Raw genomic sequence first — 23176 nt, forward strand, 5'->3', positions numbered from 1 at the left:
AAGGCTGCTTCCTGTTCCTCTGTCTCCTCCAGCCACCTCTCCAGACGTTCCTCCAGCTTTACTGGCCTGCTTGGATATTTCCCGTTTAAGTACTGGCTCAGCATGGAGCGGGAGCACTTCATCCCTTCCTTATCAAACTGCCAGGCCAGCTCCGCCTTGTTCATGTTTATGATTCTTAATCTGAGGCACACACGTTCTGCCAGACTTTTCATTTACGATACCCTTCCTTTCCGTTTGATTGGTTTATGTGTTGGGACTTAACCCATGTTGCGCAGCTTCTCCAGCGCCTCGCGGCCCTGTCTGGCGATATATTCCGACTGCCGCGCCGCCTTCCTGTGTTCCCGGTAGCTCTCCTCCTTCGGCAGCGTGATGACCTTCCGGCTGTTCCCTGCCCCTTCTATCATCATGCTTCCTATGATACTGTTGGCCTGCGCTGCGCCGGCAATCCGTTCATCTAATGGGGTATTTGCCTCATCCAGGATATCCAGGACTTTCTTATACTGCCGTTTCTGGTTCCTTATGTGGCTCTCCACCGTCTCTTGTGATACCCTGTGGGCGAACTTCAGGAGCTCCTGGCATTCCGCTTCGCAGATTTGATGGCCGTCCTCCATATCAAACACCCATAAACGCTTAATGTCTGCCGGGTCATACTTGATGTTCACCATCTTATCCTTATAGTAAATCAGTTCCGGATGGTTATAAAACTGCCCGAACTTCTGGATTCCTGTATTGTAGACCCTCGCCTGGTCGGACTTCATCAGCTGCATGACGGCAAAATCCTTTGGCGGCAGCGCCTTCTCGTAATGTTCTTCTTTTTCAAACACTTCCAGGGGAGTGCAATAGGTTTCTCCCTGGGCCTTCAGCCCCCGGTGCAGCTTTACCGCATAGACGTTATTCAGGTAGTGGTTGAACCGTTCACAGAACTCCTCAAAGTCCAGCAGCTTCCCCTGTTCCAGAAGTTTCTTTATATTTTTATCAATCTTGTCCGATGTCTTGGAACCGGTCAGGGTTCCCGTATAGGAACCAAACCAGCGGGTAAACCGGTCACACACGGTTTTAAACCAGCGTTCAACCTCCCCCTTGTCCCATGGTTCATAGGGACGGCTCCTGTGGTAATCCGCAATGCCTATCGTATGGTAAAATCCGTTGATGACCTCATCAAAGCCCGGATACCGCTCCTTCCGTTTCACACCGGTCATTTCCTCAGCAGTGAAATCCTTTCCATTGTCGATATACAGAATCTGTGGCATTCCCCCCGGTGTACCATACAGGACCTTTAACAGGGATTCCTTCAGGACCTGGGCATTACAGTGGTGGCATATGACTGTCCCTAACGGCATCCGGCTCCTTCCATCAATCCAGGCCACCAGGGTGGGCCTGATGGCTGTCACTTTCCCATTCGGTAAGCGATAGGAGACCCAGCAGTCAAAGGTATGGGCATCGCCAAACAGGATTTCTAAAACTTTTAAGGACTTTGTATCCCGTCTCCCCTTCAGCATGTGTTTGTTTTTCCAGGACCGTGTTCCCTCCTCCGCCAGATATCTTGCACTGTCCAGATGCTCATGCTCCATCAGATGGGTAATGTAGCGGCACACGCTTTGGTAAGATGGGACTGACCATCCATTCCCCGCACTGATTTCCAGCAGCTTGTCATACAGCATCTGGCGGTTGCCCTTGTTCTGGGCAAACCCCTTATGCATCCATATCTTGGGGATGGTTTCCTTTATTTCTGGACTGAAGGTGGGGAAGGTATTGGAATCCTTGGGCTTGCGGCACAGACACAGGACCTTGTAATAATCGTAGTTGGCCCCGGTCTCCCGCAGCATCTTTAAGGCCCATCCTGCTGCCTCCAGGTATTTGTCCATGTGGCGGTACAAAGTCCTTTGGCTCATTCCCAGCTCCGCCGCCTTCCGGATGATGTACTCCGTCTTGTCCTCTCCCTGATAGTTGATGATGTCCTGCAGGAGCCGGGACAGCTCCACCGCCTTGTAATATGCCTGGCTGTGGTTCTCTATGTACCAGTTCACATCGGTATCCAGGTACCAGGGTTCCTCTGGGGGCAGGTTCTCCATCACGATATCACCTCCTGTTACTTCTTCTGTAATCTTGCCTAATTTTCTATATTTTCTCTGAGCCGCTGCTGTAAGGGAATCCAGGGCAATCAAAACACGTTCTTTTCCACCGGTATCAGGCTTTTCAGTCTTGATATCAAACGCTTCTGGATTTCTTCCCATTTTTTTAGATAATGTTTTATATTGTATTCCCTCCAGTTCGGCAGCCTCACTAAGCGTTATATATATCTTCATAAACTACCCCCTACGACACATCCTCTAGTTTTAATATCCTTCGGATTTCATCTATATACTTAACTCCTGGACGGATTCCATATATTATCTTATAGAGGTATTGCTTATTGATTCCCAGTATGGAAGCTAATTCCGTTTGTGTCATTTCCTGCCGAATCAATTCAATCTTTACCCTTTTTCCAAAAGCGGTAGGCTTTGGTTTCTTTATGCCCCTTTTCACAGCCATCACTCCCTGTATAATCTTCTGGTCCGTTTCTTTCCTGTTCCAATCCGCTTAAGTTCCATTCTGCTTACCACTTCCAAAAACTCTCTGGTGTCCTTTACCACCAGCCAGTTCTCTGGTTGCAGTCCATGAAGTTTCATCTCCTTTTTCTGGATTAAGGTTGGCTTCTTGCCATTTTTCATGAGAATTATCACCTCCTCTTTTCTAAAAGAACATCCTTAGCAGGCTCACCATCACCTGAATCAGCATCATATCAACAAGTGATAATCTTTTTGTGTAAAAGCCCATATGTTTTTTTCCCATCCCCTTTTCAATCCGGTTCACCCCTGCTTCTTATTGCTTTTATTTTCCTGTTACTTTATACTATATATACAGGCTATATCATGGCCGAGTACAAACCCAAGGAGGGGTCTTATGTTTTCTGATTTTGTTAGGAATTTTACTATCACTTGTCCAGAATGCAAAACCTCTGTAACATTTAGCATTGACATGGACAATACTCATGCACTATACAGCGCTGTTCATGATTTTAAGTGTCCTAGATGTGCAAATGAACTGTCCTACGAGGCTCAGAATATGATAAGTGCAATTCGCGCATATAACGATGCTCTTTCAGAGCTTCAGAACGCGGCTGAACAAAATTATGTAAAACTTTCCTAATCTTCATTCAAACGAGCTCTGGCTGTAAGAATCACTCCAAGTGCTTCTGCCAGAGCCACCATTTTGTCTGAGTTAACCATCTTCATCTCTTCACATATTTTTATAACAGTCTGGTCAATGTGTTCCAAAGTCTCTTTTTTCATTTTCAACTCCTCCTCTTTCTTAAGGTCTTAATTTTTAAATAATCACACGACAAAGCTCCCAACGTAAGTAAGCAGAATGTAAGCTAAAATTGATAATACAAGAAAAATACGTTCAAGCATTGTATTACCCTTTCCAAATACCCCCCAATCTCTCCACCAGGAATCAATCCAGACCACAATGGAAAGAGCCATGGGCCATAATAAAATAGATAATATTTCACGAACTGTCATATTTACCTCCTGTTACATCTTACTTAATTTCTTAAAATACGTTGTATGACTATTCATAATCATGTGTTATAATTTACTAGCCAGCATAGATATGAGCGGACAGATACATTTACTTTGCAGAGTTTGGGTATCTGTTGCTATGGCAGTTTCGAGGGGAGGCGCTGGTCCCTTCCCTCTTTGGCGATTGCCAGGACAAACTTGATGTTTGGCCTGATGTGCATTTGCTTAGAATATTAAAGAAGTTTCAAACGAATGTTCCTGATTGTGAAAATTAGGATGACGTGGTATTCTATTGTTACTTGGTGTGTTATTTGTAACACTGTAAATATTATAGTTGCTTTCATGCAACTTGTCAAGCAGTAAGTTGTTTATACGCAACTATAGTATTTACATTTATGAAAGGAAGGTTTTAATGAATTTGTTAGCAATAAGATTGCAAAGTCTACTTGATAAGAATAATATAAAGCCCACAGTATTAGCTAAAGCCATAAATGTGAACAAATCAACCATCAGCAGAATCCTCAATGGTTCTACTATTCCAAGTGTAGATACTGTTTACAGAATCTCCCTTTATTTCAATGTGAAGATGGAATATTTCATGAATAGCGAAAGTTGTTTATATGCAACTAATGATTCTGATGAATTAAAATTACTCGATGCATATAGACAACTTCCACCTTCAGACCAAAATGAAATTTTTGAACTTATCCAATTTAAACTTTATCGTGTCTCGCAAGAGAAAATACACATGGGAAAAACAAAGTTATCAGAATCACTGACTACAGAAGAAAGCGCGACCATTGAGAAAATGGCTTAATTTTTTACAAATTTGTGTTACAAGTAACACAAATTTGTCGAATTGCTTTTGTTTGAATATTATTATTCAAAAGCCGAGAAATCCTTATATTTACGGCAATTCGACAATCCCCAAACACTTTTTCATCTTTGTCGAATTGCTAATTTTTATTTTTTATGAAAAAATCCTTATTTTTCGGAGTGATTGTAACGCGTCAATTCCTTGATTCTACGTACTTTTTATATTATTTTATAACATTGATTAACGTTAATTTTTAACGGTGCAGAAAAAGGACCTTTCCATCAATTTTCTTGGAAAAGGTCCTTTTTCTATATTATTCTTATTTTATTTGTCAATAGCAATTTTCCTCTAAAAACCGCCGAAACCCTTGATATACCGTCACTTCCCGCCATATCCCACTCACTCCTCCTCTGTCTCGGTTTTGTCAAATATCTTGGTAACCTACAATAATCATTTGATACATTATATAGTGTATAAAGCTTAATTGCTTTTTCATTATTCTTTTTCATCGGGACCGGCGGAAACTGCCGGTCCCATTTTGTTACTTTCCCCGTTCTTCCTGTATCTTTTTCCAAATAACTTCAAACTCATCCGGAGCCGGCTTGGGAACGGCATCATCCGGGATGTGTTCCTTGGCCCATTCATATTCTCTTAAAAGTTCCTCTTCGTCAGGTTCCTCCGGTGGTTTGTCCTTTTGTTTTTTCTCCATGGCCTATATCCTCCTTATACAGCCATTGTACGACTTTAAACCGGAAAGTGTATGTGGTATATTATGGTATTTATTATGTAAACCGCCGGGAGAGTCATTAATGTCCTTACTCGGGCAGCCGTGAGGGAGGGCCATTCGTTCTGAATCTTGACAGAAAGGATGGTTGCTTATGAGTACATATGAGGAGTTTCAGCTTATATTAGGCGTTGCCTTATTAATCATTGCAATCCTGAACATAAAAAATAAGTAAGCCGCCCTGTTCCTTGGCCGGATGGGCGACTTACTATATTCAGCCCATTGCAAATTCAATTAAACAGGCATCAAAAAACCTCGTAAAACCAATGTTTACGAGGTTATATAAATATATTAAGCAATTTTGGACTTAGCCAGTTCAGCTAACTTTGCAAATCCCTCTGCATCATTGATAGCCATATCGGACAGAACCTTACGGTTTAAATCCACCTCAGCCAGCTTTAAGCCGTACATGAACTTGCTGTAGGACAGACCATTGATACGGGCTGCTGCGTTGATACGGGCAATCCACAGCTGTCTGAACTGTCTCTTTCTCTCTTTTCTGCCTGCGTAGGAGCTGGTCAGCGCACGCATAACGGACTGCTTTGCTACTCTATACTGTTTGGAACGGGCGCCTCTGTAGCCCTTTGCCATCTTTAAGACTCTATTGTGTTTCTTCTTTGCATTTAAACCGCCTTTAACTCTTGCCATCGGTATTTCCTCCTTCTACAATTCAACTTACAGATATGGTAAAATCTTCTTCATTACCTTTGAGTTGGTAGCATCGGTAACGATATCTTTTCTAAGATTTCTCTTTCTCTTAGTGGACTTCTTAGTTAAGATGTGAGACTTGTAAGCTTTATTGCGGACTAACTTACCGGTTCCTGTCTTTTTAAAGCGTTTTGCTGCTGCTCTGCTGGTTTTTAACTTTGGCATTTTAATTTCCTCCTTAAAACTTTCTATTTTAACGTTTTGCAGTTAAAAACATTACCATGCTTCTTCCTTCTACTTTGGAGGGCTTATCGACCACTGCAATATCTTTAAGACTCTCAGCGAAATCATCCAAAATATACTTGGACTTGAACATATGGGCCATCTCACGGCCACGGAAACGAAGGGTTACCTTCACTTTGTCGCCCTTTTCCAGAAACTTTCTGGCAGCCCCTACTTTGGTATTCAGGTCATTGGTATCAATGTTGGGGGACAAACGAACTTCCTTTATTTCGATTACCTTCTGTTTTTTCTTGGCTTCTTTTTCTTTGCGTGCCAGTTCATAACGGTATTTCCCGTAGTCGATAATCTTACATACCGGCGGCTTCGCGGTAGGTGCGATCTTAACCAGGTCCAGTTCTGCTTCCTGAGCCATCTTCATCGCATCCTTCAAAGGCAAAATGCCTAACTGCTCTCCGTCTTCACCAATCAGTCGTACTTCTTTATCCCTGATTTGTTCGTTAATCATTAAATCGCTAATAGTCGTACACCTCCATAATAATTCATAATGTTTAGGAATCAGCACACCCCGGCTTCGCTCCCCAGGGCAAAAAATAAAGCGGACAGTCAAACCATCCACTCTAACACACATAAAATCATCTGCTGCTCCATCTCCCACAAGGGAAATGCCACAGCACATCATTCCATCTATGAACCCAGGTCACTTACTCGTGCCAGGGTGAGGCGGATACCTGCTTTCCTGTCAGTCGTTCTCACAACTTATATTACATTACTATATTTGAGGAGATTTGTCAACTGTTTTTTTGAAATTACATTTACTAAAGCATACACCTTAAAGCATACACAGAAGAAACGGGCTTAATACGCCCGTTTCACGATCTCCTCCATATGGATCTGAGCCTCATGCCGTATCCTCTCCTCGTCCAGGGTGAGGACCTCCCTGTTTTTCATGACGATCCTTCCATTGATAATGGAGTCCGTCACATCATGTCCATTGGCCGCCTCCACAATGGTGTTAATAAGGTTCTGTGTCGGGGTCAGGTGGGGCTGGTCAATATTCAAAAGGATCACATCCGCTTTTTTTCCTTCCTCCACGGTTCCCAGGACATCTTTCTTTCCCAGGGCGCAGGCTCCGCCCAAGGTCGCCATTTTCAAAAGGGTGGGGCAGGGCATGACCACCGGATTAAAGGAGGGAGGCAATTGGCAGGGAAATGAAAATGGTCCCCAGGTTGCCGAACTCCTGAAGGATCAGCGCCGGGCCAACGGCTGCCAGCTTTGCCAGGTTGGCTCCTGCGGAAACTCCCATCTTGGCCATAAAGGGTGCCAGTGCCGCTAGCACCAGGCTGCCTCCCAGTTTGGACTCTCCCTGATTAAACAGCCTGATGGCATCCGACCCCAGGATTCCCCCAAGTTTCTTCTTAATTCAAGATAAATTGTAACGGTTCAGGACATCCGGTGTGAAACCGGGTGCAAAAACTGTTACGATAAATCCATCATATCACAAGCCTGCAATGTGCTGTAGACAGAAAAAAACGATGGAAACCCATCGTTTTTACTGATACTCCCGCCTATAAAGACTTGCCTTGTCCGCCAGGCCCCGCACACAGCCGTGTATAGCGCTGCAGCGGCCGCGTAGTTCCTGCATCATTTGGCCTTTGCTCTGCTCTGCCAGGAAAATGATCCCCAGGTCTGCCAGCCCCTTCTCCACCTGCTCAAACACCTCAGATGTCTTACTCTCCCGAAAACCAACGTGATATTCCTCTGCCTCCACTGACTTAAGGATGGACACAAAGGAATCCATCCCGCAGATATGGTGCTGGGCGGATACATAGAGCCCGTGGTTATTTTCCTTCCTGCCCTCATACCGCTCATCCAGATAGTACAGGCGGTTTAAGATCCCCTTAAACTCAATGAGAAGCTGCAAACAAGCGCTTGGCCGCCTCACTGATCGAGCCAGAGTCTGCCACCGCAACAAAACACTTCATCTGCTGTAATGTCATAATCCCTTATCTCCCCTTGTCCTTTTCCTTCCCCTCCGCCCGTCCCACATGGAAACAGGGGATACCCCTGAGCCACGGCATCCCCTGCATCCCTATCTTGCCTTAAATGTATTGCACTTTGTCTCTGCACAATCACAGGCCCCATCCCCGCTGATGTCAATGCGCTCAGCAGAACAGCGGTGCTCCTCATTGTAGACACATTTAACAGCATCACATGCGATCTCAAGCCTTGTCTCAGGAGTCTTGAACAGGTTGGTAAACCTGGCGCCCTTGTTTTCGTCAAAGCTTGCACAGCATGTCTGTTCGGATGATTTAGCCTTGTTTCCGTCCACGGCAATGGCAGCTTTACAGCAGCAGTTGTCCGCATTGTGCACACAGTTCTTTACACTACATTCCAGCTTAGTCATAATCCCATTCTCCTTTTCACCGTTTAAAAATTTAAAGGAACCTTTGCCTGAAAAACAGGCACAGGTGCTTAACGCACAGGGATAGTATGTACTAAGTTATAATTTTTGATTCATGGAGCGAAGGGCTTCAATGCAGCTTCCCTCCGTGCCGTCCATGGCGTAAAGCTCGCCCTGGGTCACAAAGGTAAACACCTGGATATCATCTACATAAACCGTTCCGCCTTTTGCCTCAATAGAGAAATCGGCCGCATGGCAGTTGGTAAAATTAATATCCACGATCCTGTTTTTTCCAACCTCCACGGTCCTGGTCTGGGTTCCTGCGCGGATGGTCAGTTTACATTTCCTGTCTCCTTCTACCTTAAAACGCACATGGGTATCATCTCCCGTGTTTCCCGTCATACGGTTGCCGATATTCTGCTGGATTCCTGATCCGTCCTTGAGCATAGCCATCTTGTTTCCGTCCCGTTCCGCCACGGAACTGTCTCCGAAAAACCGCCAGCCCTCCTGTCCCAGGCCAAACTGGGCATTATAAAGTTTGTTGTCCCCGTAATCCCGATAGGTCCATATCCCATAACCCATGGTCATATTTTTTAAAACAGGCACCACGCCTTCCAGGTACAGGGCCTTCTGGTCGTCACGCAGCTGGGCATTGTGCTCAAATCCCACGGTGTTATCCGTGAACAGGAACTGGTCCACATAGATGGGCTTTCCTCCGCTATACACATGAAGCCGGTTCAGGAATACAGGGATCTTATCCAGGGCTTCCTCTGCAGTGACCCGCTCATGTTCATTGATAAATCCCATGGGCAGGCTGTACATGGTGCTTGTGTACGCCGCATCCCCGGAAGGAAAGGTGGAGGAATGCATAAATCCCTCCTGACTCCCGTCCCAGTGGTCCACCGGGTCCACATCCAGCCTTACCTCCATGGAAAGGCCGGGGAATACGGTCTGGCTCTCAGCCAGAAGGTCATTTAAAAACTGGTCGTAAAACTCATAAAACACCTTTCTTGCATAGGAATCCTTTTCAGGAAAATACAGGTCGTCATAGGATTCCAGGGAGTGGTCATACATTTCCTCCAGTTCTTCCAAGGTGTAGTTTTGCTCCGCATAGTCCGTATAACCGCACTGACGGGCCATTTTCTTACCGCTGCTTCCCTTTCCCAGGGATGCGCTGCTGTCGGTAAAATTCCAGAAATCCTCCCAGGTGAGAAAGCCACCGCAAAAATTTTCATGGGCCACGGCCCGCTCGTAAAGGCGTCCCACATATTCCAGCCAGGCAGACCGCATGTTCTTGTCATACATTAGTCCCCTGTAGCGGTTCAGCACATTGTCGCTGCCATAATAATCCCAGGTATAACCTACCCGCAGCATAACGCTCAGATCCTGGTCTGCAGCAGTCTCCATGACCCGGTCCAGCTTGTCCCATGCATAATCATTATAGGTACAGGGTGCGGTTTCCGGCTGAAACTCCCTCCAGGGCACTACCAGTATGATATTGTTAAAACCGTCAGCCGCAATCCGGGCCAGTTCCTCCTCCATGTGGATGCTCTCACTGTTCCAGAAATTGATGATCCAGTCATCGGAATAATAAGTGGCTGACTTTAGATATCCCGCTTTCCCCGATGCATGGTCCTCGGCCCTGGCAAATCCTGTGGCAAACAGAAAGGCAGCAGCCCCCAAAGCAGCAGCGGTCCTCAGCATTCCATTTCTCATTGGTCTGTCTTCTCCTTGTTTTGTTTTAACTCCGGCCATACGGTGAAAAGCATGGTGCCAAAACAGGCAACGCCTCCGATAAAGTTGGATATAGGCTCTGCCATCAGTATACCCGTTGTTCCCAGACCAAATACAGTGGGCAGCATCAGGATCAATGGTATCACAATAATCACCTTACGGAAAATGGAAAAAAACACAGCCTTTTTAGATTTCCCCAGTCCTACAAACACGGCCTGTCCCGAGAACTGAAGGGACATCATAAAAAATCCAAAAAAGTATACGCGCATGGCCGGGATACCGGCCTCCACCAGTTCCCCTTCCCTGTTAAAAATACGGATAAAAAATTCAGGGCACTCATGGACAAACAGCCACATGATCACCGTATATATGATACAGGCCACGGAAACGAACACAATGGATTTCCTGACCCGTCCATACTCCCCTGCCCCGTAATTAAAGCCCATCACAGGCTGGGAACTGTTGGTCATACCATTGACAGGCATGGAGATCACCTCCCGCACTGAGTTGATCACGGTCATGATCCCCACGTACAGATCCCCGCCAAACCGCTGGAGCATGGCATTGTACATGACCTGGACCGAACTGTTGGTGATGGCCATGGTAAATCCCGACATTCCCAGCCCCACGATACGCAGAATACGTCCGCCCTCCAGCTTCATGGCGGAAGGTCTCAGTTTCAGAATGGCCCTCTTTCCCGTGAGGAAGGTGAGGATCCATATGGCGGATAGGCATTGGGACAAAATGGTTGCCAGGGCAGCTCCCCTGACTCCCATGTGGAATACAAAGATAAAGATGGGATCCAGAATGATATTGGTAATGGCTCCTAACAGTACGGTCATCATCCCCACGGTCCCGAATCCCTGGGAATTGATAAAGCTGTTCATCCCCAGACCGGTCATGACAAAGATATTGCCCAGAAGATAGATGGTTATGTAGGAATCCGCATAGCTGATGGTTGCATCGCTGGCGCCAAACAGGTACAGCATGGGGCGTTTGAATATCAATCCCAGTATGGTGAGAAGGATACCCACTGCCACCATCATCACAAAGGCATTACCCATAATGGCCTCTGCCTCCTTTTTATTGCCCCTTCCCCTCTCAATGGAGCACAGGGGCGCGCCGCCCATACCGAACAGGTTTGCAAAGGCAATGACCATGGAGATGATCGGAAGGCAAAGGCCCAGCCCTGTAAGGGACAGGGTGGCGTTCTCAGGGATCATGCCAATGTAGACCCGGTCCACGATATTGTACAGCACATTGATCAGCTGGGCCAATGTCATGGGAAGGGCCAGTTTTAGGATATTGCTGATCACACTTCCCTTTGAAAAATCATTTTCCTTTTTTGCAGCCTGTGGTTTTTGGCCTTCTTCTATCACATCACTCATTGTTCCACCGCTTTCCTGCCTGCATTTTCGCCGGCTGCTCCTGTTCCCGGTCCAGATCTGCCTGCACATCAATATCCTTTAATTCATTCTCGGAAACCTCCATGGACCACACGTCCATGGGATGTTTCTTCATGATCACGCTGCCGCCCTTATCTCCCCGGAGCGACAGCAGTTCCTCCCTGTACAACCGGGAAAATGCTGCAGGATTTCCTCTCTTTCCCATACTGCACACACATCCCATGCCAAAACCGCTTTTTATAAAGCCACGGACAAATTCCGTCAAAGTAGCGCTTTTCATATAGGGCTGGTCAGCCACAAAGAAGAGGAATATATCCCCGTCCTCTCCCCCCGCCTCTGTCCCCAGCCGCAGGGATGCCGTAATCCCCTCATCACTGGCGCCATTGTACACGGTCTCAAGTCCAAGGCGCTCCCCGTCCTCAAGGATCTTCCGGTACTGGCTCACCACCACCAGGCGGACCTGGTGCCCGTCCTCCTGCCTAAGCCTTACGGCCGTTTCCATCAGGCATTCCAGGCCATGGCGGTACAGCGGCTTTCCCTCCAGGGGTACATACAGCTTATTGGCCCCAAACCGTTTTCCAAAACCGGAAGCCATAAAAACAAATGAAAGATTCATATAGATCCCCCCGCACATAGATTTTCATAACCCTTTGTGTATGTCCGGAATATCATACATCTTAAAAAAGGGATGCCGAGACATCCTGGTGGAGTCCCCCCAACGCGATCCCCAAGTCCTCGTTCATTTCCCTGAGCAGCCTGAGTGACACCTCTGCCAGTTTTAGGGTATCGGCCTGGTTAAACACAGGAATGACCGGAATACCCATATATCTGGACCGCAGGGGATTCAGGTACCCATGGAGCATCAGACATCCCAAATCCTCCGGCCCTATGATCCACTGTCCCCCGTCCATGTAATCCCTGCGCCCATGTTCCTCTATGATTTCCAGGGCGAAGTCCAGACGGCAGCACTTGTCAGCGGCAGGGAATCCCAGGGCTGTCAGGCCGCTGACGCACAGGATCATATCCGTATTCCCGGGTATCACCGGTTCTCCCGGCCTGGGCACCTTCAGGGGAAGGCGTTTGGATCCGTCCGCCTCCACCAGGACCAGGTCTGCCTCAGGGCAGATGGACTCATAAAAGTCAGGTTCCAGGGATGAGATCTTTCCTTCCCCTGTCAACCGCCCTGCCACGGCCACGGATTCCCGGTCCAGCATGGACTTCACATCCCTGACCTGCTGTGTAAACACTCCCAGATGCTCCGGCCTGGCCATGTGGGTGGTGGTGGTCACCAGGACCCGGCGGCCCAGTGATGCTCCCTCCCACGCCAGGCGGCGTATGAAGGAGGTCTTTCCCCCCGCGCCGGTAACCGCCATCACATAGGGCAAAGTCCCCTTTTTTCCCATCTGCTCCTCCAGTCCCAATCCGTCCCACAAGCCGGCCGGACAACCCCATTCTTTTCTTTTATAAGAATAAACATACATACGCACACACCTGACATGCCTTCACAGGCACTCCTTCCGGATCCCGTCATTTTCCTTTTATTGCTCAAATAATCTTATCATAAAATACAATTTAAGGAAAGCCATAAACGCACAAAAACAGCCCGGAGCACACGGATCATCCCTGTATTCCTGGCTGTTTTTCCTATCTCACTGTCAAATTCCCTGTTCTGCTTTTCCTTTATTTCTGACCATCTATTTTACTTTTTAAACCCATTCCCGCAGCCCTCACACTGATCAGTTCCCCGGCAATGCTGATGGCGATCTCCGCCGGTGTCTCTGCGTGGATCTCCGTTCCAATGGGCATGTGGCAGCCTTCGATCTCTTCCCTGGAAAAACCGTCTCCCAGAAGTTTGTCGGTGACCACACGTATCTTGTTCCTGCTTCCCATGATTCCGATATAGCAAGGCTTAAAGGTCATTGCCTGTTTTTGGACATAGTAGTCAAACTGGTGCCCCCTGGTCATTACGCATATATAATCGCAGGGCCTGATCTTAATATAGTCCCCAATTCTCTCCAGATCCCCCACAATGGTGTCCGCCGCTGTTGGAAATACCTGGGGATTGGCAAATTCCTCCCGGTCATCCATAACCACGCACCTGAACCCCACATGGGTAAGCACGGGAACCAATTCCTGGGCCACATGTCCCCCGCCAAACACATAGACTGTGCCGGCCTGCACCAGGGGCTCCACATAATAGCGGCGTCCTTCTGCTTCCCTTTGAAGTGTGCTGCATCCAAACAGATCCAAATCCGTAAAACGTTCCGGCATATTCATGCCAAGAAGGCCTGTACTCTCGCTGTAAAGTCCCATTTGCCAGCAGGTCTCATCCGTGATATCCAGCAGCAGCCAGCTGTCCTCATCCCTGGAAAGGGCCGTTCGCACATCCGCGCAAAAGCCTGCGAATTCCTTGTTATCCGGACTGATATACTGGAAATAGACCACCACATTTCCCCCGCACACCATGCCGATGTCAGCCACCTGGTTCCTGGTCAGGGTGAATCCCTTTGTGTGGGATGATTTATGTTTTATGGCTTCCACGGCAGTGAGGATAGCCTGGTACTCCACGGCGCCGCCGCCCACGGTACCTTTAATGGTGCCGTCTTTTTTAACCAGCATCCTGGAACCTGCGCCTCTTGGCGTGGAACCTGAGCTGGCAATAATGGTAACCAGCACAGCCTCCTCCCCTTTTGCCAGTACATTTGATAGTTCTTCAAATAATGCTTTCATTTCCCTGCCTCATCCTCCACATAAAAATATTTTTGATACAGCCTTTGTGCATCCTCCATTAATTCCTTCTCCATTTTCAGGAACCGGTCCAGAAAATCCTTTGCCTTGGGCGTAAGCTGGGAAGATCCTCCCTCCGCACCACCGGACTGGGTGATCAATAGAGGGTATCCCAGTTCCCGCTCCGCTGCCTTAAGGATCTTCCAACCCTTGGTATAAGACATATGCATCTGCCTGCAGGCAGTCTGCATGGAACCTGTATGGTCGATCAGAGACAGAAACTGGGCCACGGACGGGCCGAAAAATCCCTCGTCCCTTTCCAGTGTCAGCTGGATCTGGGGATAAATATCCAGCTGTTCGTTCTTCAGATCCCCCCGGGAACAGTCCTCATCCGTTTCCACGGAAAAGATGATCCCCTGGTCTTCCACTGCGATCTCCTCCGCACAGTTGTCCACGTCCACCTGCCTGACCGCCCCTCTTAGTCCCCTGTCTCCTTTATAGCTTAAAAGTTTCCCTATGATATTACTGGATACCAGCACCGGATGGCCGCGCCTTCCCTCAAACACAGGGCAGACCACCGTGGCATCTGATTCCAGCATACGCTTTATAGTTTGGGGCAGAAACAGGGGGAATTTTGCCGGAAGGATAAATACCCGGTCACATAGATCCTCAATGTAGTTTAAACCCATGCAGATGCTGTTATACATCTGTGTATGCTCATATTCCTTGTTGCGCAGGCAGATGACCCGCAGGCCCGCAATATGCTTTTCCACCTCATCCCCATTTTCCCCGGTCACCACCACCACCGGGTCCACCCCTGAGCGCTTTAACGTAATAATGATTCTCCGGATCACCGTGCTGTCCCCAACGGGAAGCATGGGTGAAAAGGTGCTCACCGAGCTTTTGTGCCCTGCTGCAACTACCACTGCTCCTGTCTTCATCTTTCCCTCCGATTGAGACTCCCACCGCTTTAGGTGGTGAGTAATAATACCCTTTACTCCAGATTTCCCGTGAGCAAAAGCAATGCCGATGGTTCCACCCGAAGCCAGGCCGGAACCAGACCTGCCGTGTTATGGGTGTGGATATCCTTTTCCTTTTTCCACCACAGACCGTTGTCCAGGGTGATATACCATTCAAAGGGCATCTCGGTAATACTTGGTGTTCCCACCTGTATCAGATTTCCGTTCTCAGCCTGTCTCCATGTGTCCGCCTCCCCGTCTGAGAGGGGTTCAAAATCATGGGCCCTGATGCCCACTGCCGTGATCGTGTCATCCACCTTTCTATCGGTCACCAACTCCAGTCCTCCCCAGTCCAGGGCCTTGATGCGCCGATCGCCCAGGCGTTCAATTCTGGAAATGTTCTTACAGCCCGTGAGCCTGGCTGCCTGACATGTGACCGGCTCCTGGAAAATATCCCTGGTACGCCCCCCTGACAGAACCCGCCCCCGATCCAGCAGCAGCAGGTTGTCGCAAAGCTGGTAGGCCTCGTCCCTGTCATGGGTCACCATCACGGTCACACCATCATAATCGCGGATCACCTTGGCCAGCTCAAGCCTGAGCCCTTCCCTCAGATATGTGTCCATGGCGGAAAACGGCTCGTCCAGCAACAGCACCTCCGGTTCATAGGCAAGGATCCTGGCCAGCGCCACGCGCTGCTGCTGTCCGCCGGACAGCTGGGACGGGTACCGCCTCTCCAGTCCCTCCAGACGAAACCGGCTGATCATCTCCCTGACTTTATCTCCTTTTTCCGAGACCGTAAGGGGCTGACGTTTTCTGGCTTCCGACAGCCTGCCGCCTGTTGCATTCAGCCCTGTTGCAATGTTCTGCTCCACTGTCATATTGGGAAACAGGGCATAATTCTGAAACAGATAACCCACGCGCCGTACCTGTGGCTTTTGGTTTACCTTCAGTGACGAATCATAGAGCACTCTTCCCCCGGCAGCCTCGCCCTGGGCATACTGGATGGCGATCCGGCCTGAGTCCGGCCTGACAATTCCTGCAATGGACTTTAATGTCATGCTCTTGCCGCATCCCGATGGCCCCAGGATCCCCAGGCATCCCTTACCGGCCTCAAATTCCATATCCAGGCTGAACTCTTTCAGCTTCTTCTTTATATTCACTCCCAATCGGAGATTATGTTCTGAACTCACGATCATGTCTTATACCCTCCTGCTCCCGGTCCTGAGAGCCGCCCAGTTCATCAGTATGACTGAGATAAATGCAATTACCACGATAATTGCCACATATCTGTAAGCCGCGTCCATGTTGCCCGCCGCCACCTCTGAATAAACCGCCATTGGCAGGGTCCTTGTCTTACCTGCAATATTGCCCGCGATCATAGCTGTTGCACCGAATTCACCCAGACCTCTTGCAAATGCCAGCACGCCGCCGCTGACCACTCCGGGCACTGCGTTGGCGATCAGTACCTTCCAGAAAATACTCCACTCACTCATCCCCAGGGTTCTGGCCGCGGCCACCAGGTTCTGGTCCACCTGTTCAAAGGCGCCTCTGGCTGAGCGGTACATAAGCGGAAAGGACATGACAACCGCTGCGATCACGGTCGCCGCCCAGGAAAATGCGATCTTAATACTGAAATATTCTATGAAAAACTGTCCGATGGGCCGTTTGACCCCAAAAATATAGAGCAGGAAGAAACCGGCCACAGTTGGAGGCAGCACCAGGGGAAGAGTCAGCACTCCGTCCCAGAACAGCCTCCAAGCCTCATTCTTCATGCTCACCACTGCCCAGGCAGCAAAAATCCCGAGGAAAAATGTTATGAAAATAGACAGACCGGCTGTCTTCATTGAAATCAGTATGGGTGACCAATCCATATACGTACCCTCTTTCCCATTCTCATACCTGCCCGGCCGCCCTTTTCATGGGAGCCGGCCGGGCAGGAAGCTTATCAGATTCATCAAATCCGCTTATTCACCCTTGGTAAATCCGTATGCCTCAAATACTTTCATTGCTTCATCTGTCTTTAAGAACTCTACAAAATTCTTAGCCTGCTCCTCATGAGCGGTGTTCTTTACCACTGCCACCGGATAGATTACCTTTTTTGCAAGGCTGCCTTCCGGAGCCTCTGCAACCACCTCAACTTTGTCTGCCATGCTTGCCGCGTCTGTGGCGTACACAATACCTGCATCAGCGCTGGCTGCGGCCACCTGGTTCAGCACTTCCGTCACATTGGTTCCAAAGCTTACCTTATCCTGAATTTTATCCCAAATTCCCAGATTCGTCAACGCTTCTTCCGCATACTGTCCTGCCGGAACACTGGCCGGATCTCCCAGGGCAATGCTCTCTGCATTTTCAATGTCCTCAAACTTGGCAAGCTTGGAGTCACTTCCTGTGGGTACGATCAGCACGATCTTATTTTCCAAAAGATTGGTTATGGTGTCCGAAGCGATCATTCCCTCCTCATCCAGCGCAGTCATCTGCTTGGTGGCAGCTGACATGAACACATCTGCTTCCAGTCCCTCTTCAATCTGTGTCTGAAGTTTGCCTGAACTGTCATAGGTACCCTTTACGGTAACGCCGGGATATTTATCCTGGAACATGGGGATCAGTTCTTCCTCATAGGCATTTTTCAGGCTGGCTGCTGCTGCCACCAGGATTTCCGTCTCTTCACCAGCTGCCTGGGCTGCCTCGGTTGTTGATTCAGTCTCCGCTGCTGTGGTCTCTGCTTCAGTCTCCGCCGCTGTGGTTGCCGCCTCAGTGGGGGCTGCTGTGGGGGCTGCTCCTCCCGATGCCCCGCATCCTGCCAGTACAGTTGCCGCCATCATGGCTGCCATCATCATGGAAATGTGTTTTTTCATAATCTTCTGCTCCTTTTTATTTGATTTATTGTAAACGGATCATATTCGTTCCGTTATACTCATATAGCTATATCGAAGTTCAAACAAATACCCGCCTTGAACAGGCGGGCCTGTTCTGCCATATCTTTACAGCGATCTGTTCTGCTATGGCTTTCCCTCCAGGATTCTCCCGGCTACTTCCTGGCGCACTCGGATGCGCTTCCTCTTAAAATCTTGATCCCGTGCTCCAGGGAGTCCATAATAAATCCAAGGCTTTCCCTTACCGCCTTGGGACTGCCCGGCAGGTTTACAATCAATGTCCTGCCCCTGATAACGGATGCGCCTCTGCTGAGCATGGCACGGTCTGTTATCTGCAGTGATTTAAAGCGGATGGCCTCCGCAATTCCGGGAGCATTCCGATCGGCAATTGCCAGGGTGGCTTCCGGTGTCTGGTCCCTCAGGGAAAAGCCGGTTCCTCCGCTTGTAAGTACCAGGTCCAGCTGGCGTCCATCGGCCAGACGGATCAACTGAGTCTTAAGAAGTGCTGGTTCATCAGGGATCAGCAGGGTTTCAACCACCTCATATCCCGCCTGCTCCAGCATTTCCTTTGCCGCGGGACCGCTCTCATCCTTTCTCTCCCCTCTGGCTCCCTTGTCGCTGAGGGTTATGATCGCTGCGGTCAGCGGACGGTCCTGGGCCGGCAGTTCCATACGCATCACATCTCCGGGGCGGATGATCCCTTCCTTTACAACTTTGGCAAACACGCCTTCCTTCGGCATGATACACTCGCCCATGCGCTTGTATATGGCGCAGTGGCTGTGACATTCCTTGCCGATCTGGGTCATCACAAGTTCAGCGCTTCCCGCATACAGCCTGGTCCCCACTGGAAGTGATCTGAAATCCAATCCTTCCACCACCAGGTTTTCTCCAAAAGCACCGTCCCCTACATTGGCCCCTCTCTCGTTAAATGCTTTTACCTTGTCATAGGAGAGAAGACTTACCTGGCGGTGCCAGTTGCCTCCGTGGGCATCCCCCTCTATTCCAAAATCCACCAGAAAATGGCCTTCCTCAATGGCCCTTTTCTCGATTCCTCTCACATCACTGATGCATATGGCCTTTACCACGCCTGTGGGAAGTCCTTCCTCCCCCCCTGCCGGCTGTCCTGCCGCAAAACATTCCCTGTTTTCTATCCTATCATCCATAACCCTTGCTTAACCTCCAATGGAAATCATATTATGCGATTCCGTAATCTGTCCCGGGCGCTCAAAACAGTGGGCGGCGGGCTTATGTTCTATGGCCTGTCTCATAGCATAGGACAGGCGCTTTTGCAGCATCTCATCATCCGGACAGTCCTTAAGGGGCCAGCGGTAATGGCCTTCCCCCTCCGGCATATCCATCCCCTCCCGCAGGATCGCGCGAAGGTCGGTCCCGTCCTCATAGCACAGACAGGTCTTTAAATATCCCTGGGAGGTCAGGCGGATCCGGTTACAGTCATTACAGAACTTTCCATGGATGGCGCTGATCAGCCCTACACTGCCCAGTGCCCCCGGTATCCTGTAATAAACGGCAGGTCCGTACCCATGCTGCCTGTGGTCTTCCTCCAGACCGGGATATTCCCTGTACATTTCCTCCAACAGGTCTTTGTGATTCATTGTCTTAAACTGTTTTCCGTATCCAATGGGCATCATCTCTATGAAACGCACGTCAATGGGATACCTTCCGGTAAGGTCCACCATCTGTTTCCAGCCGGTGCTGCCTGAGACAGCTGCCGGTTCCCCGGATTCATCCATAGAACTAAAATCAATGGAAACAGCGTTGATCTTCACCGGAACCGGCTGCCCGGCCGCCAGTTCCATTGTCTCCATCACCCTGCCCAGACAGTCAAATCCGGTGATCTTCTTATACAAAAACGGATCCAGTGTATCCAGGCTGATATTGATCCCATCGATCCCAGCCTCCAGCAGGGGGGCCAGACAGCGGTCCAGCAGCACCCCGTTGGTGGTGATAGTCACCTTCTCGATCCCAGGAATGGATTTTAACATCTTTACCAGCTGGCAGCAGTCCCTGCGGACCAATGGTTCTCCGCCGGTAACCTTAATACGGCTGATACCCAGCCTGGCCGCGCATATTGCAACAGCCTCGATCTCCTCCAAGGTCAGAATCTCCCTGCGGGCCAGACATTCCACCCCGTCAGGCATACAGTACCTGCACCGCAGATTGCACCGGTCCGTGATGGATATCCTCATATAGTCAATGGATCTTCCAAATGAATCCTTCATACTGAATCCCTCCCATTCCTACATCTCTGTCCTGGGATTGTGGAAGTCCCCGCTCTTGCCGCCGGATTTGCGGTCCAGATAAATAGTTCCTAGTTCCATGGTCTTATCCACTGCCTTACACATATCATAAATGGTAAGAAGGGCTACTGTTACGCCTGTAAGGGCCTCCATTTCCACTCCTGTCTTTCCCGTGGTCCTGGCAGTGCAGGATGCCTGGATCTCGCAGTTCTCCTCCACAATTGTAAAATCAATGGAGAGCTTTGTCAGATTCAGGATATGGCACAGAGGGATCAGGTCAGAGGTGCGCTTGGCGCCCATGATCCCCGCCACTCTGGCAACTCCCAGCACATCCCCTTTTGCCATGGTGCCCTCCACAACCTTTTTCAGGCACTCACTGCTCATGAAAATGCTTCCCTTTGCCACGGCCTCCCGCTTTGTATCCGCCTTCTCTCCCACATCTACCATAAGGGCGTTGCCCTGTTCATCAAAATGCGTAAATTCCATTCTGTCCATTTCCTCCCTACAGCCCTTTGCCGAATCCGCAGTTGGGGAATGTACAGACAGGGCAGTTAAGGCACAAGCCGCCCTGGCCCAGTGCCGCCAGGTCCTCTGCCGTCACCTCATCATCAGCCATGACCCTAGGAAGCACCAGATCAAAAATAGTGCGCTTTGCATACATGACACATCCGGGCAGGCCCATGATGGCAGCCGTGCGCCGGTCCTCATCGGCCGTCACCTCATAGTAGGCCAGAAGAAACATGGCTCCCGGAAGCACCGGCGCGCCGTAAGACACGATCCTGGCTCCTGTGTTCTTAATAGCAAGAGGCGTCTTGTCGTCAGGGTCAACGCTCATGCCGCCTGTACAGATCACCACATCCGCACCTTTTTGGATCATGTCCAGAATGCTGGCAGTCACCTTGGTATCATCATCATCCCAGATCACATGGTCAATGACCTCAGTGTCAAATTCACTGATTTTTTCTTCTATGACCGGGGTAAAAGTATCCTTGATGCGCCCGTGGAACACCTCGTTGCCCGTGGTCACAATGCCCACCTTTTTATGTACAAACGGCATCAGCTCCAGGATCGGCTTCCCCCCTGTTGCACGGGATGCGGCAGTCCGGGCTGCCTCCATCTTCTCTTCCTCTATGATCAGGGGAATGATCCTGGTTCCCGCCAGTTTGTCCCCCTTTTTTACAGCAAAATTACCGTGACGGGTTGCAATCATCATCTGGCCGAACCCGTTGACAGCCTTCAATCCCCTGTTATCCACCTTCAGAAGACCATCGCAGGAAGCAGTGAGTTCAATCTTCCCTTCCTTTGCCTGTGACCGGTCCATATGATCTCCCCTGCACATGGCGCACAGGACTTCGGCCGCCTCGTTCTCGTGAAGCATGCCCTCTTCCTTCTCCCACACATAGAGCTGGTCTTTTCCAACACTGAGAAGGACCGGTATGTCCTCCTTTGTCACAACATGCCCTTTACGGAACACTGCGTCCTTTGTAACTCCTTTGATGATCTGTGTAATATCGTGACACAAAACCGTTCCTTCTGCGTCCACTGTCTTGATCAGTTTCATTTTATTTAACCTCCACCCGTTATTTATTACGAAAAATAACGCCATTTACAGAATATCACTAAATACACGGTTTGTAAACACTTTTCAACCAATTTTTATCTCCCCTCCCCTCGTACATTGACGGCATCGTTCTACCATGTCTTGAATGGCCTTGGCCTGCCTGTAGCGGCGCTCATGTGCATCCATGGCCTGCGCATTCCCCTGGCATTTGGCCCTGCTTCCTGTAAACCGCTCATCCAGGGACACTTCTCTCTCCCCCTGTATCAGTTTATCGGCCAGATACACAACTGCCGTCTCGTCCAGTATCTCCTCCGCCAGGTCGTGGTGATGCCTGATGACATCGGCCACCATAGGGTAGCCTTCCCTTACAAGTATCCCGGCCCCCTCCGCTGCATGGTCCTTCTTTTCTCTGACCACATCATGCAAAAGTGCCGCACTGCGGATCAGGCCCATATCCATGGGATATCCCGCCTTGGAAAGAAGGGCTCCCAGTCCCACTGCATGACAGGCCACTGCCACACAGTGACGCCTTACGCGTTCAGGCGTGCCATAGTGGTCCCAAATATCCCTGCATTCCCTGTCACACGGTGAGATCCTGGGTTTTCTTCCAAATTCCGTTGCAAAAATTCTTCCATTATCATCTATGATGATCCGGCTGATCCCGCCATAAGGCTGGGTCAATGCCCTGGAGGTTGCAAGGGGCTGACCTGTGAGACCTGCCAGATAACAGCAGTTGATCCCTCCATGGGCTACCACCACCACGTCTCCGGACGTGCGGGCCAGAATATCCCTAACAGCCCGGTCCATCCGCCGCACTCCCTGTTTACGTCCCTCACCCAGGATTGGTTCTGATTCCAGGCCCTTCTTTAAATCGCAGAGAGGAACATTTTCCCACTCCCCCATATACAGTTCCATAAGACCTTCCGATTCCTGTACGGGAAGCCGGTCCCCAGCCAATATACGGGCCGTTTCCAGGGTTCGCTCCAAAGGACTGGTAAACACGGCCTCTATGGGCCGGCTGCGAAAATACTCCCTCAGATCCTCCGCCTGCTTTCTCCCCACATAATTAAGAGGCAGGTCCGTGCGCCCGATACACCGTCTTTTTCCTCCGGGAAAGTCCACCATTCCATGCCTTACCAGATATACCGTCCTCATATATCCTCCTTCTGCTTTCTGCAAGAACATTCCATACGGCAACGTCC

Annotated in this window: 30 protein-coding genes and 1 pseudogene; 2 read left to right on the plus strand and 29 right to left on the minus strand. The window is 49.5% G+C overall.

From position 1 onward, the window contains the following. From HMPREF9469_RS24600 to HMPREF9469_RS24615, 4 genes and pseudogenes are all read right to left on the minus strand, one after another. A pseudogene (locus tag HMPREF9469_RS24600) lies at positions 1 to 212 on the minus strand (AAA family ATPase); the annotation flags it as partial. Positions 213 to 257: 45 nt separating this feature from the next. Further along, positions 258 to 2306, minus strand: coding sequence for a Mu transposase C-terminal domain-containing protein (locus tag HMPREF9469_RS24605; RefSeq protein ID WP_007868452.1), 2049 nt, complete (start codon positions 2304 to 2306; stop codon positions 258 to 260). 10 nt (positions 2307 to 2316) lie between these two features. Continuing rightward, the gene (locus HMPREF9469_RS33915; RefSeq protein WP_007868455.1) at positions 2317 to 2532 is read right to left on the minus strand and encodes a helix-turn-helix domain-containing protein; all 216 of its coding nucleotides are present in this window, start codon (positions 2530 to 2532) and stop codon (positions 2317 to 2319) included. Continuing rightward, a complete protein-coding gene (locus HMPREF9469_RS24615; RefSeq protein ID WP_007868458.1) occupies positions 2532 to 2711 on the minus strand; it encodes a DUF6906 family protein in 180 nt (59 codons plus the stop codon). Before HMPREF9469_RS24615 ends, HMPREF9469_RS33915 begins: the two co-directional genes overlap by 1 nt. Positions 2712 to 2943: 232 nt before the next feature. On the opposite strand from HMPREF9469_RS24615, the gene HMPREF9469_RS24620 reads away from it, so the two are divergent. Continuing rightward, the gene (locus tag HMPREF9469_RS24620) at positions 2944 to 3189 is read left to right on the plus strand and encodes a hypothetical protein (protein ID WP_002592999.1); all 246 of its coding nucleotides are present in this window, start codon (positions 2944 to 2946) and stop codon (positions 3187 to 3189) included. On the opposite strand, the gene HMPREF9469_RS32510 is transcribed toward HMPREF9469_RS24620, so the two are convergent. Together HMPREF9469_RS32510 and HMPREF9469_RS24625 are read right to left on the minus strand one after the other, a co-directional pair. After that, positions 3186 to 3332, minus strand: a complete 147-nt coding sequence (locus HMPREF9469_RS32510; protein WP_007868461.1) for a hypothetical protein — start codon at positions 3330 to 3332, stop codon at positions 3186 to 3188. The two genes, HMPREF9469_RS24620 and HMPREF9469_RS32510, sit on opposite strands and share 4 nt — an antisense overlap. Before the next feature lie 42 nt (positions 3333 to 3374). Next, positions 3375 to 3563 (minus strand): hypothetical protein, encoded by a 189-nt coding sequence (locus tag HMPREF9469_RS24625; protein ID WP_007868462.1) that lies wholly within the window; start codon positions 3561 to 3563, stop codon positions 3375 to 3377. A gap of 412 nt (positions 3564 to 3975) precedes the next feature. On the opposite strand from HMPREF9469_RS24625, the gene HMPREF9469_RS24630 reads away from it, so the two are divergent. Further along, entirely contained in the window at positions 3976 to 4380 is a 405-nt protein-coding gene (locus tag HMPREF9469_RS24630) for a helix-turn-helix domain-containing protein (RefSeq protein ID WP_007868465.1), read from the plus strand. Positions 4381 to 4921: 541 nt separating this feature from the next. Here HMPREF9469_RS24630 and HMPREF9469_RS32170 read toward each other — a convergent pair. The 23 genes from HMPREF9469_RS32170 to HMPREF9469_RS30810 form a co-directional block, all read right to left on the minus strand. After that, the gene (locus HMPREF9469_RS32170; RefSeq protein WP_007868468.1) at positions 4922 to 5089 is read right to left on the minus strand and encodes a hypothetical protein; all 168 of its coding nucleotides are present in this window, start codon (positions 5087 to 5089) and stop codon (positions 4922 to 4924) included. Between the two features lie 366 nt (positions 5090 to 5455). Further along, complete coding sequence (gene rplT / locus HMPREF9469_RS24635) at positions 5456 to 5812, minus strand: 50S ribosomal protein L20 (RefSeq protein WP_007868471.1); 357 nt, start codon at positions 5810 to 5812, stop codon at positions 5456 to 5458. A 27-nt stretch (positions 5813 to 5839) separates the two neighbouring features. Continuing rightward, positions 5840 to 6037, minus strand: coding sequence for a 50S ribosomal protein L35 (gene rpmI / locus HMPREF9469_RS24640; RefSeq protein ID WP_002565216.1), 198 nt, complete (start codon positions 6035 to 6037; stop codon positions 5840 to 5842). A 28-nt stretch (positions 6038 to 6065) separates the two neighbouring features. After that, positions 6066 to 6560: a translation initiation factor IF-3 gene (infC, locus tag HMPREF9469_RS24645; protein WP_040417281.1), complete on the minus strand. Its 495-nt coding sequence runs from the start codon at positions 6558 to 6560 to the stop codon at positions 6066 to 6068. Between the two features lie 350 nt (positions 6561 to 6910). Next, a complete protein-coding gene (locus tag HMPREF9469_RS24650; protein ID WP_007868478.1) occupies positions 6911 to 7225 on the minus strand; it encodes an amidohydrolase family protein in 315 nt (104 codons plus the stop codon). Positions 7226 to 7235: 10 nt separating this feature from the next. Further along, entirely contained in the window at positions 7236 to 7475 is a 240-nt protein-coding gene (locus HMPREF9469_RS31565) for a DUF3100 domain-containing protein (protein WP_227884584.1), read from the minus strand. 129 nt (positions 7476 to 7604) lie between these two features. Then, on the minus strand, positions 7605 to 7976 hold the full coding sequence (locus HMPREF9469_RS24655; RefSeq protein WP_007868482.1) for a hypothetical protein: 372 nt from the start codon (positions 7974 to 7976) through the stop codon (positions 7605 to 7607). After that, positions 7960 to 8052 carry a LysR family transcriptional regulator gene (locus tag HMPREF9469_RS33920; protein WP_007868483.1) on the minus strand — a complete coding sequence of 31 codons (93 nt, stop codon included), beginning with the start codon at positions 8050 to 8052 and terminating at the stop codon, positions 7960 to 7962. Before HMPREF9469_RS33920 ends, HMPREF9469_RS24655 begins: the two co-directional genes overlap by 17 nt. Before the next feature lie 92 nt (positions 8053 to 8144). Beyond that, positions 8145 to 8459, minus strand: coding sequence for a DUF1540 domain-containing protein (locus tag HMPREF9469_RS24660; RefSeq protein ID WP_007868484.1), 315 nt, complete (start codon positions 8457 to 8459; stop codon positions 8145 to 8147). 96 nt (positions 8460 to 8555) lie between these two features. Further along, positions 8556 to 10172 carry a hypothetical protein gene (locus HMPREF9469_RS24665; RefSeq protein WP_007868486.1) on the minus strand — a complete coding sequence of 539 codons (1617 nt, stop codon included), beginning with the start codon at positions 10170 to 10172 and terminating at the stop codon, positions 8556 to 8558. Next, on the minus strand, positions 10169 to 11578 hold the full coding sequence (locus HMPREF9469_RS24670; protein WP_007868488.1) for an MATE family efflux transporter: 1410 nt from the start codon (positions 11576 to 11578) through the stop codon (positions 10169 to 10171). Before HMPREF9469_RS24670 ends, HMPREF9469_RS24665 begins: the two co-directional genes overlap by 4 nt. Beyond that, positions 11571 to 12212 carry a nucleotidyltransferase family protein gene (locus HMPREF9469_RS24675; RefSeq protein WP_007868491.1) on the minus strand — a complete coding sequence of 214 codons (642 nt, stop codon included), beginning with the start codon at positions 12210 to 12212 and terminating at the stop codon, positions 11571 to 11573. Before HMPREF9469_RS24675 ends, HMPREF9469_RS24670 begins: the two co-directional genes overlap by 8 nt. A gap of 61 nt (positions 12213 to 12273) precedes the next feature. After that, a complete protein-coding gene (yqeC, locus tag HMPREF9469_RS24680; RefSeq protein WP_040417282.1) occupies positions 12274 to 13077 on the minus strand; it encodes a selenium cofactor biosynthesis protein YqeC in 804 nt (267 codons plus the stop codon). A gap of 199 nt (positions 13078 to 13276) precedes the next feature. Further along, positions 13277 to 14326, minus strand: coding sequence for an XdhC family protein (locus tag HMPREF9469_RS24685; protein WP_007868512.1), 1050 nt, complete (start codon positions 14324 to 14326; stop codon positions 13277 to 13279). Continuing rightward, the gene (locus tag HMPREF9469_RS24690) at positions 14323 to 15264 is read right to left on the minus strand and encodes an NTP transferase domain-containing protein (protein WP_007868515.1); all 942 of its coding nucleotides are present in this window, start codon (positions 15262 to 15264) and stop codon (positions 14323 to 14325) included. Before HMPREF9469_RS24690 ends, HMPREF9469_RS24685 begins: the two co-directional genes overlap by 4 nt. A 53-nt stretch (positions 15265 to 15317) precedes the next feature. Continuing rightward, complete coding sequence (locus tag HMPREF9469_RS24695) at positions 15318 to 16472, minus strand: sulfate/molybdate ABC transporter ATP-binding protein (protein WP_040417344.1); 1155 nt, start codon at positions 16470 to 16472, stop codon at positions 15318 to 15320. A gap of 9 nt (positions 16473 to 16481) precedes the next feature. Continuing rightward, positions 16482 to 17153 (minus strand): molybdate ABC transporter permease subunit, encoded by a 672-nt coding sequence (gene modB / locus HMPREF9469_RS24700; protein ID WP_007868521.1) that lies wholly within the window; start codon positions 17151 to 17153, stop codon positions 16482 to 16484. A gap of 93 nt (positions 17154 to 17246) precedes the next feature. Continuing rightward, positions 17247 to 18137: a molybdate ABC transporter substrate-binding protein gene (modA, locus tag HMPREF9469_RS24705; protein ID WP_007868524.1), complete on the minus strand. Its 891-nt coding sequence runs from the start codon at positions 18135 to 18137 to the stop codon at positions 17247 to 17249. 173 nt (positions 18138 to 18310) lie between these two features. Next, the gene (locus HMPREF9469_RS24710) at positions 18311 to 19318 is read right to left on the minus strand and encodes an MOSC domain-containing protein (protein ID WP_007868525.1); all 1008 of its coding nucleotides are present in this window, start codon (positions 19316 to 19318) and stop codon (positions 18311 to 18313) included. A 9-nt stretch (positions 19319 to 19327) separates the two neighbouring features. Then, positions 19328 to 20395, minus strand: a complete 1068-nt coding sequence (moaA, locus tag HMPREF9469_RS24715) for a GTP 3',8-cyclase MoaA (RefSeq protein ID WP_007868528.1) — start codon at positions 20393 to 20395, stop codon at positions 19328 to 19330. Between the two features lie 18 nt (positions 20396 to 20413). Next, a complete protein-coding gene (moaC, locus tag HMPREF9469_RS24720) occupies positions 20414 to 20899 on the minus strand; it encodes a cyclic pyranopterin monophosphate synthase MoaC (protein ID WP_007868535.1) in 486 nt (161 codons plus the stop codon). A gap of 16 nt (positions 20900 to 20915) precedes the next feature. After that, on the minus strand, positions 20916 to 21974 hold the full coding sequence (locus HMPREF9469_RS24725) for a molybdopterin-binding protein (RefSeq protein ID WP_007868537.1): 1059 nt from the start codon (positions 21972 to 21974) through the stop codon (positions 20916 to 20918). Positions 21975 to 22058: 84 nt separating this feature from the next. After that, positions 22059 to 23129, minus strand: coding sequence for a histidine phosphatase family protein (locus HMPREF9469_RS30810; protein ID WP_007868541.1), 1071 nt, complete (start codon positions 23127 to 23129; stop codon positions 22059 to 22061). Positions 23130 to 23176 lie beyond the last annotated feature (47 nt).

It is taken from the genome of [Clostridium] citroniae WAL-17108, from assembly GCF_000233455.1.
Taxonomy (GTDB): Bacteria; Bacillota; Clostridia; order Lachnospirales; family Lachnospiraceae; genus Enterocloster; species Enterocloster citroniae.

Excerpts from the sequence above, each read along its gene's own strand:
- HMPREF9469_RS32510 (WP_007868461.1), bottom strand. The coding sequence starts at position 3,332 with ATGAAAAAAGAGACTTTGGAACACATTGACCAGACTGTTATAAAAATA.
- yqeC (WP_040417282.1), bottom strand. The coding sequence starts at position 13,077 with ATGTATGTTTATTCTTATAAAAGAAAAGAATGGGGTTGTCCGGCCGGC.
- HMPREF9469_RS24615 (WP_007868458.1), bottom strand. The coding sequence starts at position 2,711 with ATGAAAAATGGCAAGAAGCCAACCTTAATCCAGAAAAAGGAGATGAAA.
- HMPREF9469_RS33920 (WP_007868483.1), bottom strand. The coding sequence starts at position 8,052 with ATGACATTACAGCAGATGAAGTGTTTTGTTGCGGTGGCAGACTCTGGC.
- HMPREF9469_RS24725 (WP_007868537.1), bottom strand. The coding sequence starts at position 21,974 with ATGAAACTGATCAAGACAGTGGACGCAGAAGGAACGGTTTTGTGTCAC.
- HMPREF9469_RS24685 (WP_007868512.1), bottom strand. The coding sequence starts at position 14,326 with ATGAAAGCATTATTTGAAGAACTATCAAATGTACTGGCAAAAGGGGAG.
- HMPREF9469_RS30810 (WP_007868541.1), bottom strand. The coding sequence starts at position 23,129 with ATGAGGACGGTATATCTGGTAAGGCATGGAATGGTGGACTTTCCCGGA.
- HMPREF9469_RS24675 (WP_007868491.1), bottom strand. The coding sequence starts at position 12,212 with ATGAATCTTTCATTTGTTTTTATGGCTTCCGGTTTTGGAAAACGGTTT.
- HMPREF9469_RS33915 (WP_007868455.1), bottom strand. The coding sequence starts at position 2,532 with ATGGCTGTGAAAAGGGGCATAAAGAAACCAAAGCCTACCGCTTTTGGA.
- HMPREF9469_RS24670 (WP_007868488.1), bottom strand. The coding sequence starts at position 11,578 with ATGAGTGATGTGATAGAAGAAGGCCAAAAACCACAGGCTGCAAAAAAG.
- HMPREF9469_RS24625 (WP_007868462.1), bottom strand. The coding sequence starts at position 3,563 with ATGACAGTTCGTGAAATATTATCTATTTTATTATGGCCCATGGCTCTT.
- rpmI (WP_002565216.1), bottom strand. The coding sequence starts at position 6,037 with ATGCCAAAGTTAAAAACCAGCAGAGCAGCAGCAAAACGCTTTAAAAAG.
- HMPREF9469_RS24620 (WP_002592999.1), top strand. The coding sequence starts at position 2,944 with ATGTTTTCTGATTTTGTTAGGAATTTTACTATCACTTGTCCAGAATGC.
- HMPREF9469_RS24690 (WP_007868515.1), bottom strand. The coding sequence starts at position 15,264 with ATGAAGACAGGAGCAGTGGTAGTTGCAGCAGGGCACAAAAGCTCGGTG.
- HMPREF9469_RS24660 (WP_007868484.1), bottom strand. The coding sequence starts at position 8,459 with ATGACTAAGCTGGAATGTAGTGTAAAGAACTGTGTGCACAATGCGGAC.
- HMPREF9469_RS32170 (WP_007868468.1), bottom strand. The coding sequence starts at position 5,089 with ATGGAGAAAAAACAAAAGGACAAACCACCGGAGGAACCTGACGAAGAG.
- moaA (WP_007868528.1), bottom strand. The coding sequence starts at position 20,395 with ATGAAGGATTCATTTGGAAGATCCATTGACTATATGAGGATATCCATC.
- modA (WP_007868524.1), bottom strand. The coding sequence starts at position 18,137 with ATGAAAAAACACATTTCCATGATGATGGCAGCCATGATGGCGGCAACT.
- rplT (WP_007868471.1), bottom strand. The coding sequence starts at position 5,812 with ATGGCAAGAGTTAAAGGCGGTTTAAATGCAAAGAAGAAACACAATAGA.
- modB (WP_007868521.1), bottom strand. The coding sequence starts at position 17,153 with ATGGATTGGTCACCCATACTGATTTCAATGAAGACAGCCGGTCTGTCT.
- HMPREF9469_RS24650 (WP_007868478.1), bottom strand. The coding sequence starts at position 7,225 with ATGCCCTGCCCCACCCTTTTGAAAATGGCGACCTTGGGCGGAGCCTGC.
- HMPREF9469_RS24665 (WP_007868486.1), bottom strand. The coding sequence starts at position 10,172 with ATGAGAAATGGAATGCTGAGGACCGCTGCTGCTTTGGGGGCTGCTGCC.
- HMPREF9469_RS24605 (WP_007868452.1), bottom strand. The coding sequence starts at position 2,306 with ATGAAGATATATATAACGCTTAGTGAGGCTGCCGAACTGGAGGGAATA.
- moaC (WP_007868535.1), bottom strand. The coding sequence starts at position 20,899 with ATGGAATTTACGCATTTTGATGAACAGGGCAACGCCCTTATGGTAGAT.
- HMPREF9469_RS24630 (WP_007868465.1), top strand. The coding sequence starts at position 3,976 with ATGAATTTGTTAGCAATAAGATTGCAAAGTCTACTTGATAAGAATAAT.
- infC (WP_040417281.1), bottom strand. The coding sequence starts at position 6,560 with ATGATTAACGAACAAATCAGGGATAAAGAAGTACGACTGATTGGTGAA.
- HMPREF9469_RS24710 (WP_007868525.1), bottom strand. The coding sequence starts at position 19,318 with ATGGATGATAGGATAGAAAACAGGGAATGTTTTGCGGCAGGACAGCCG.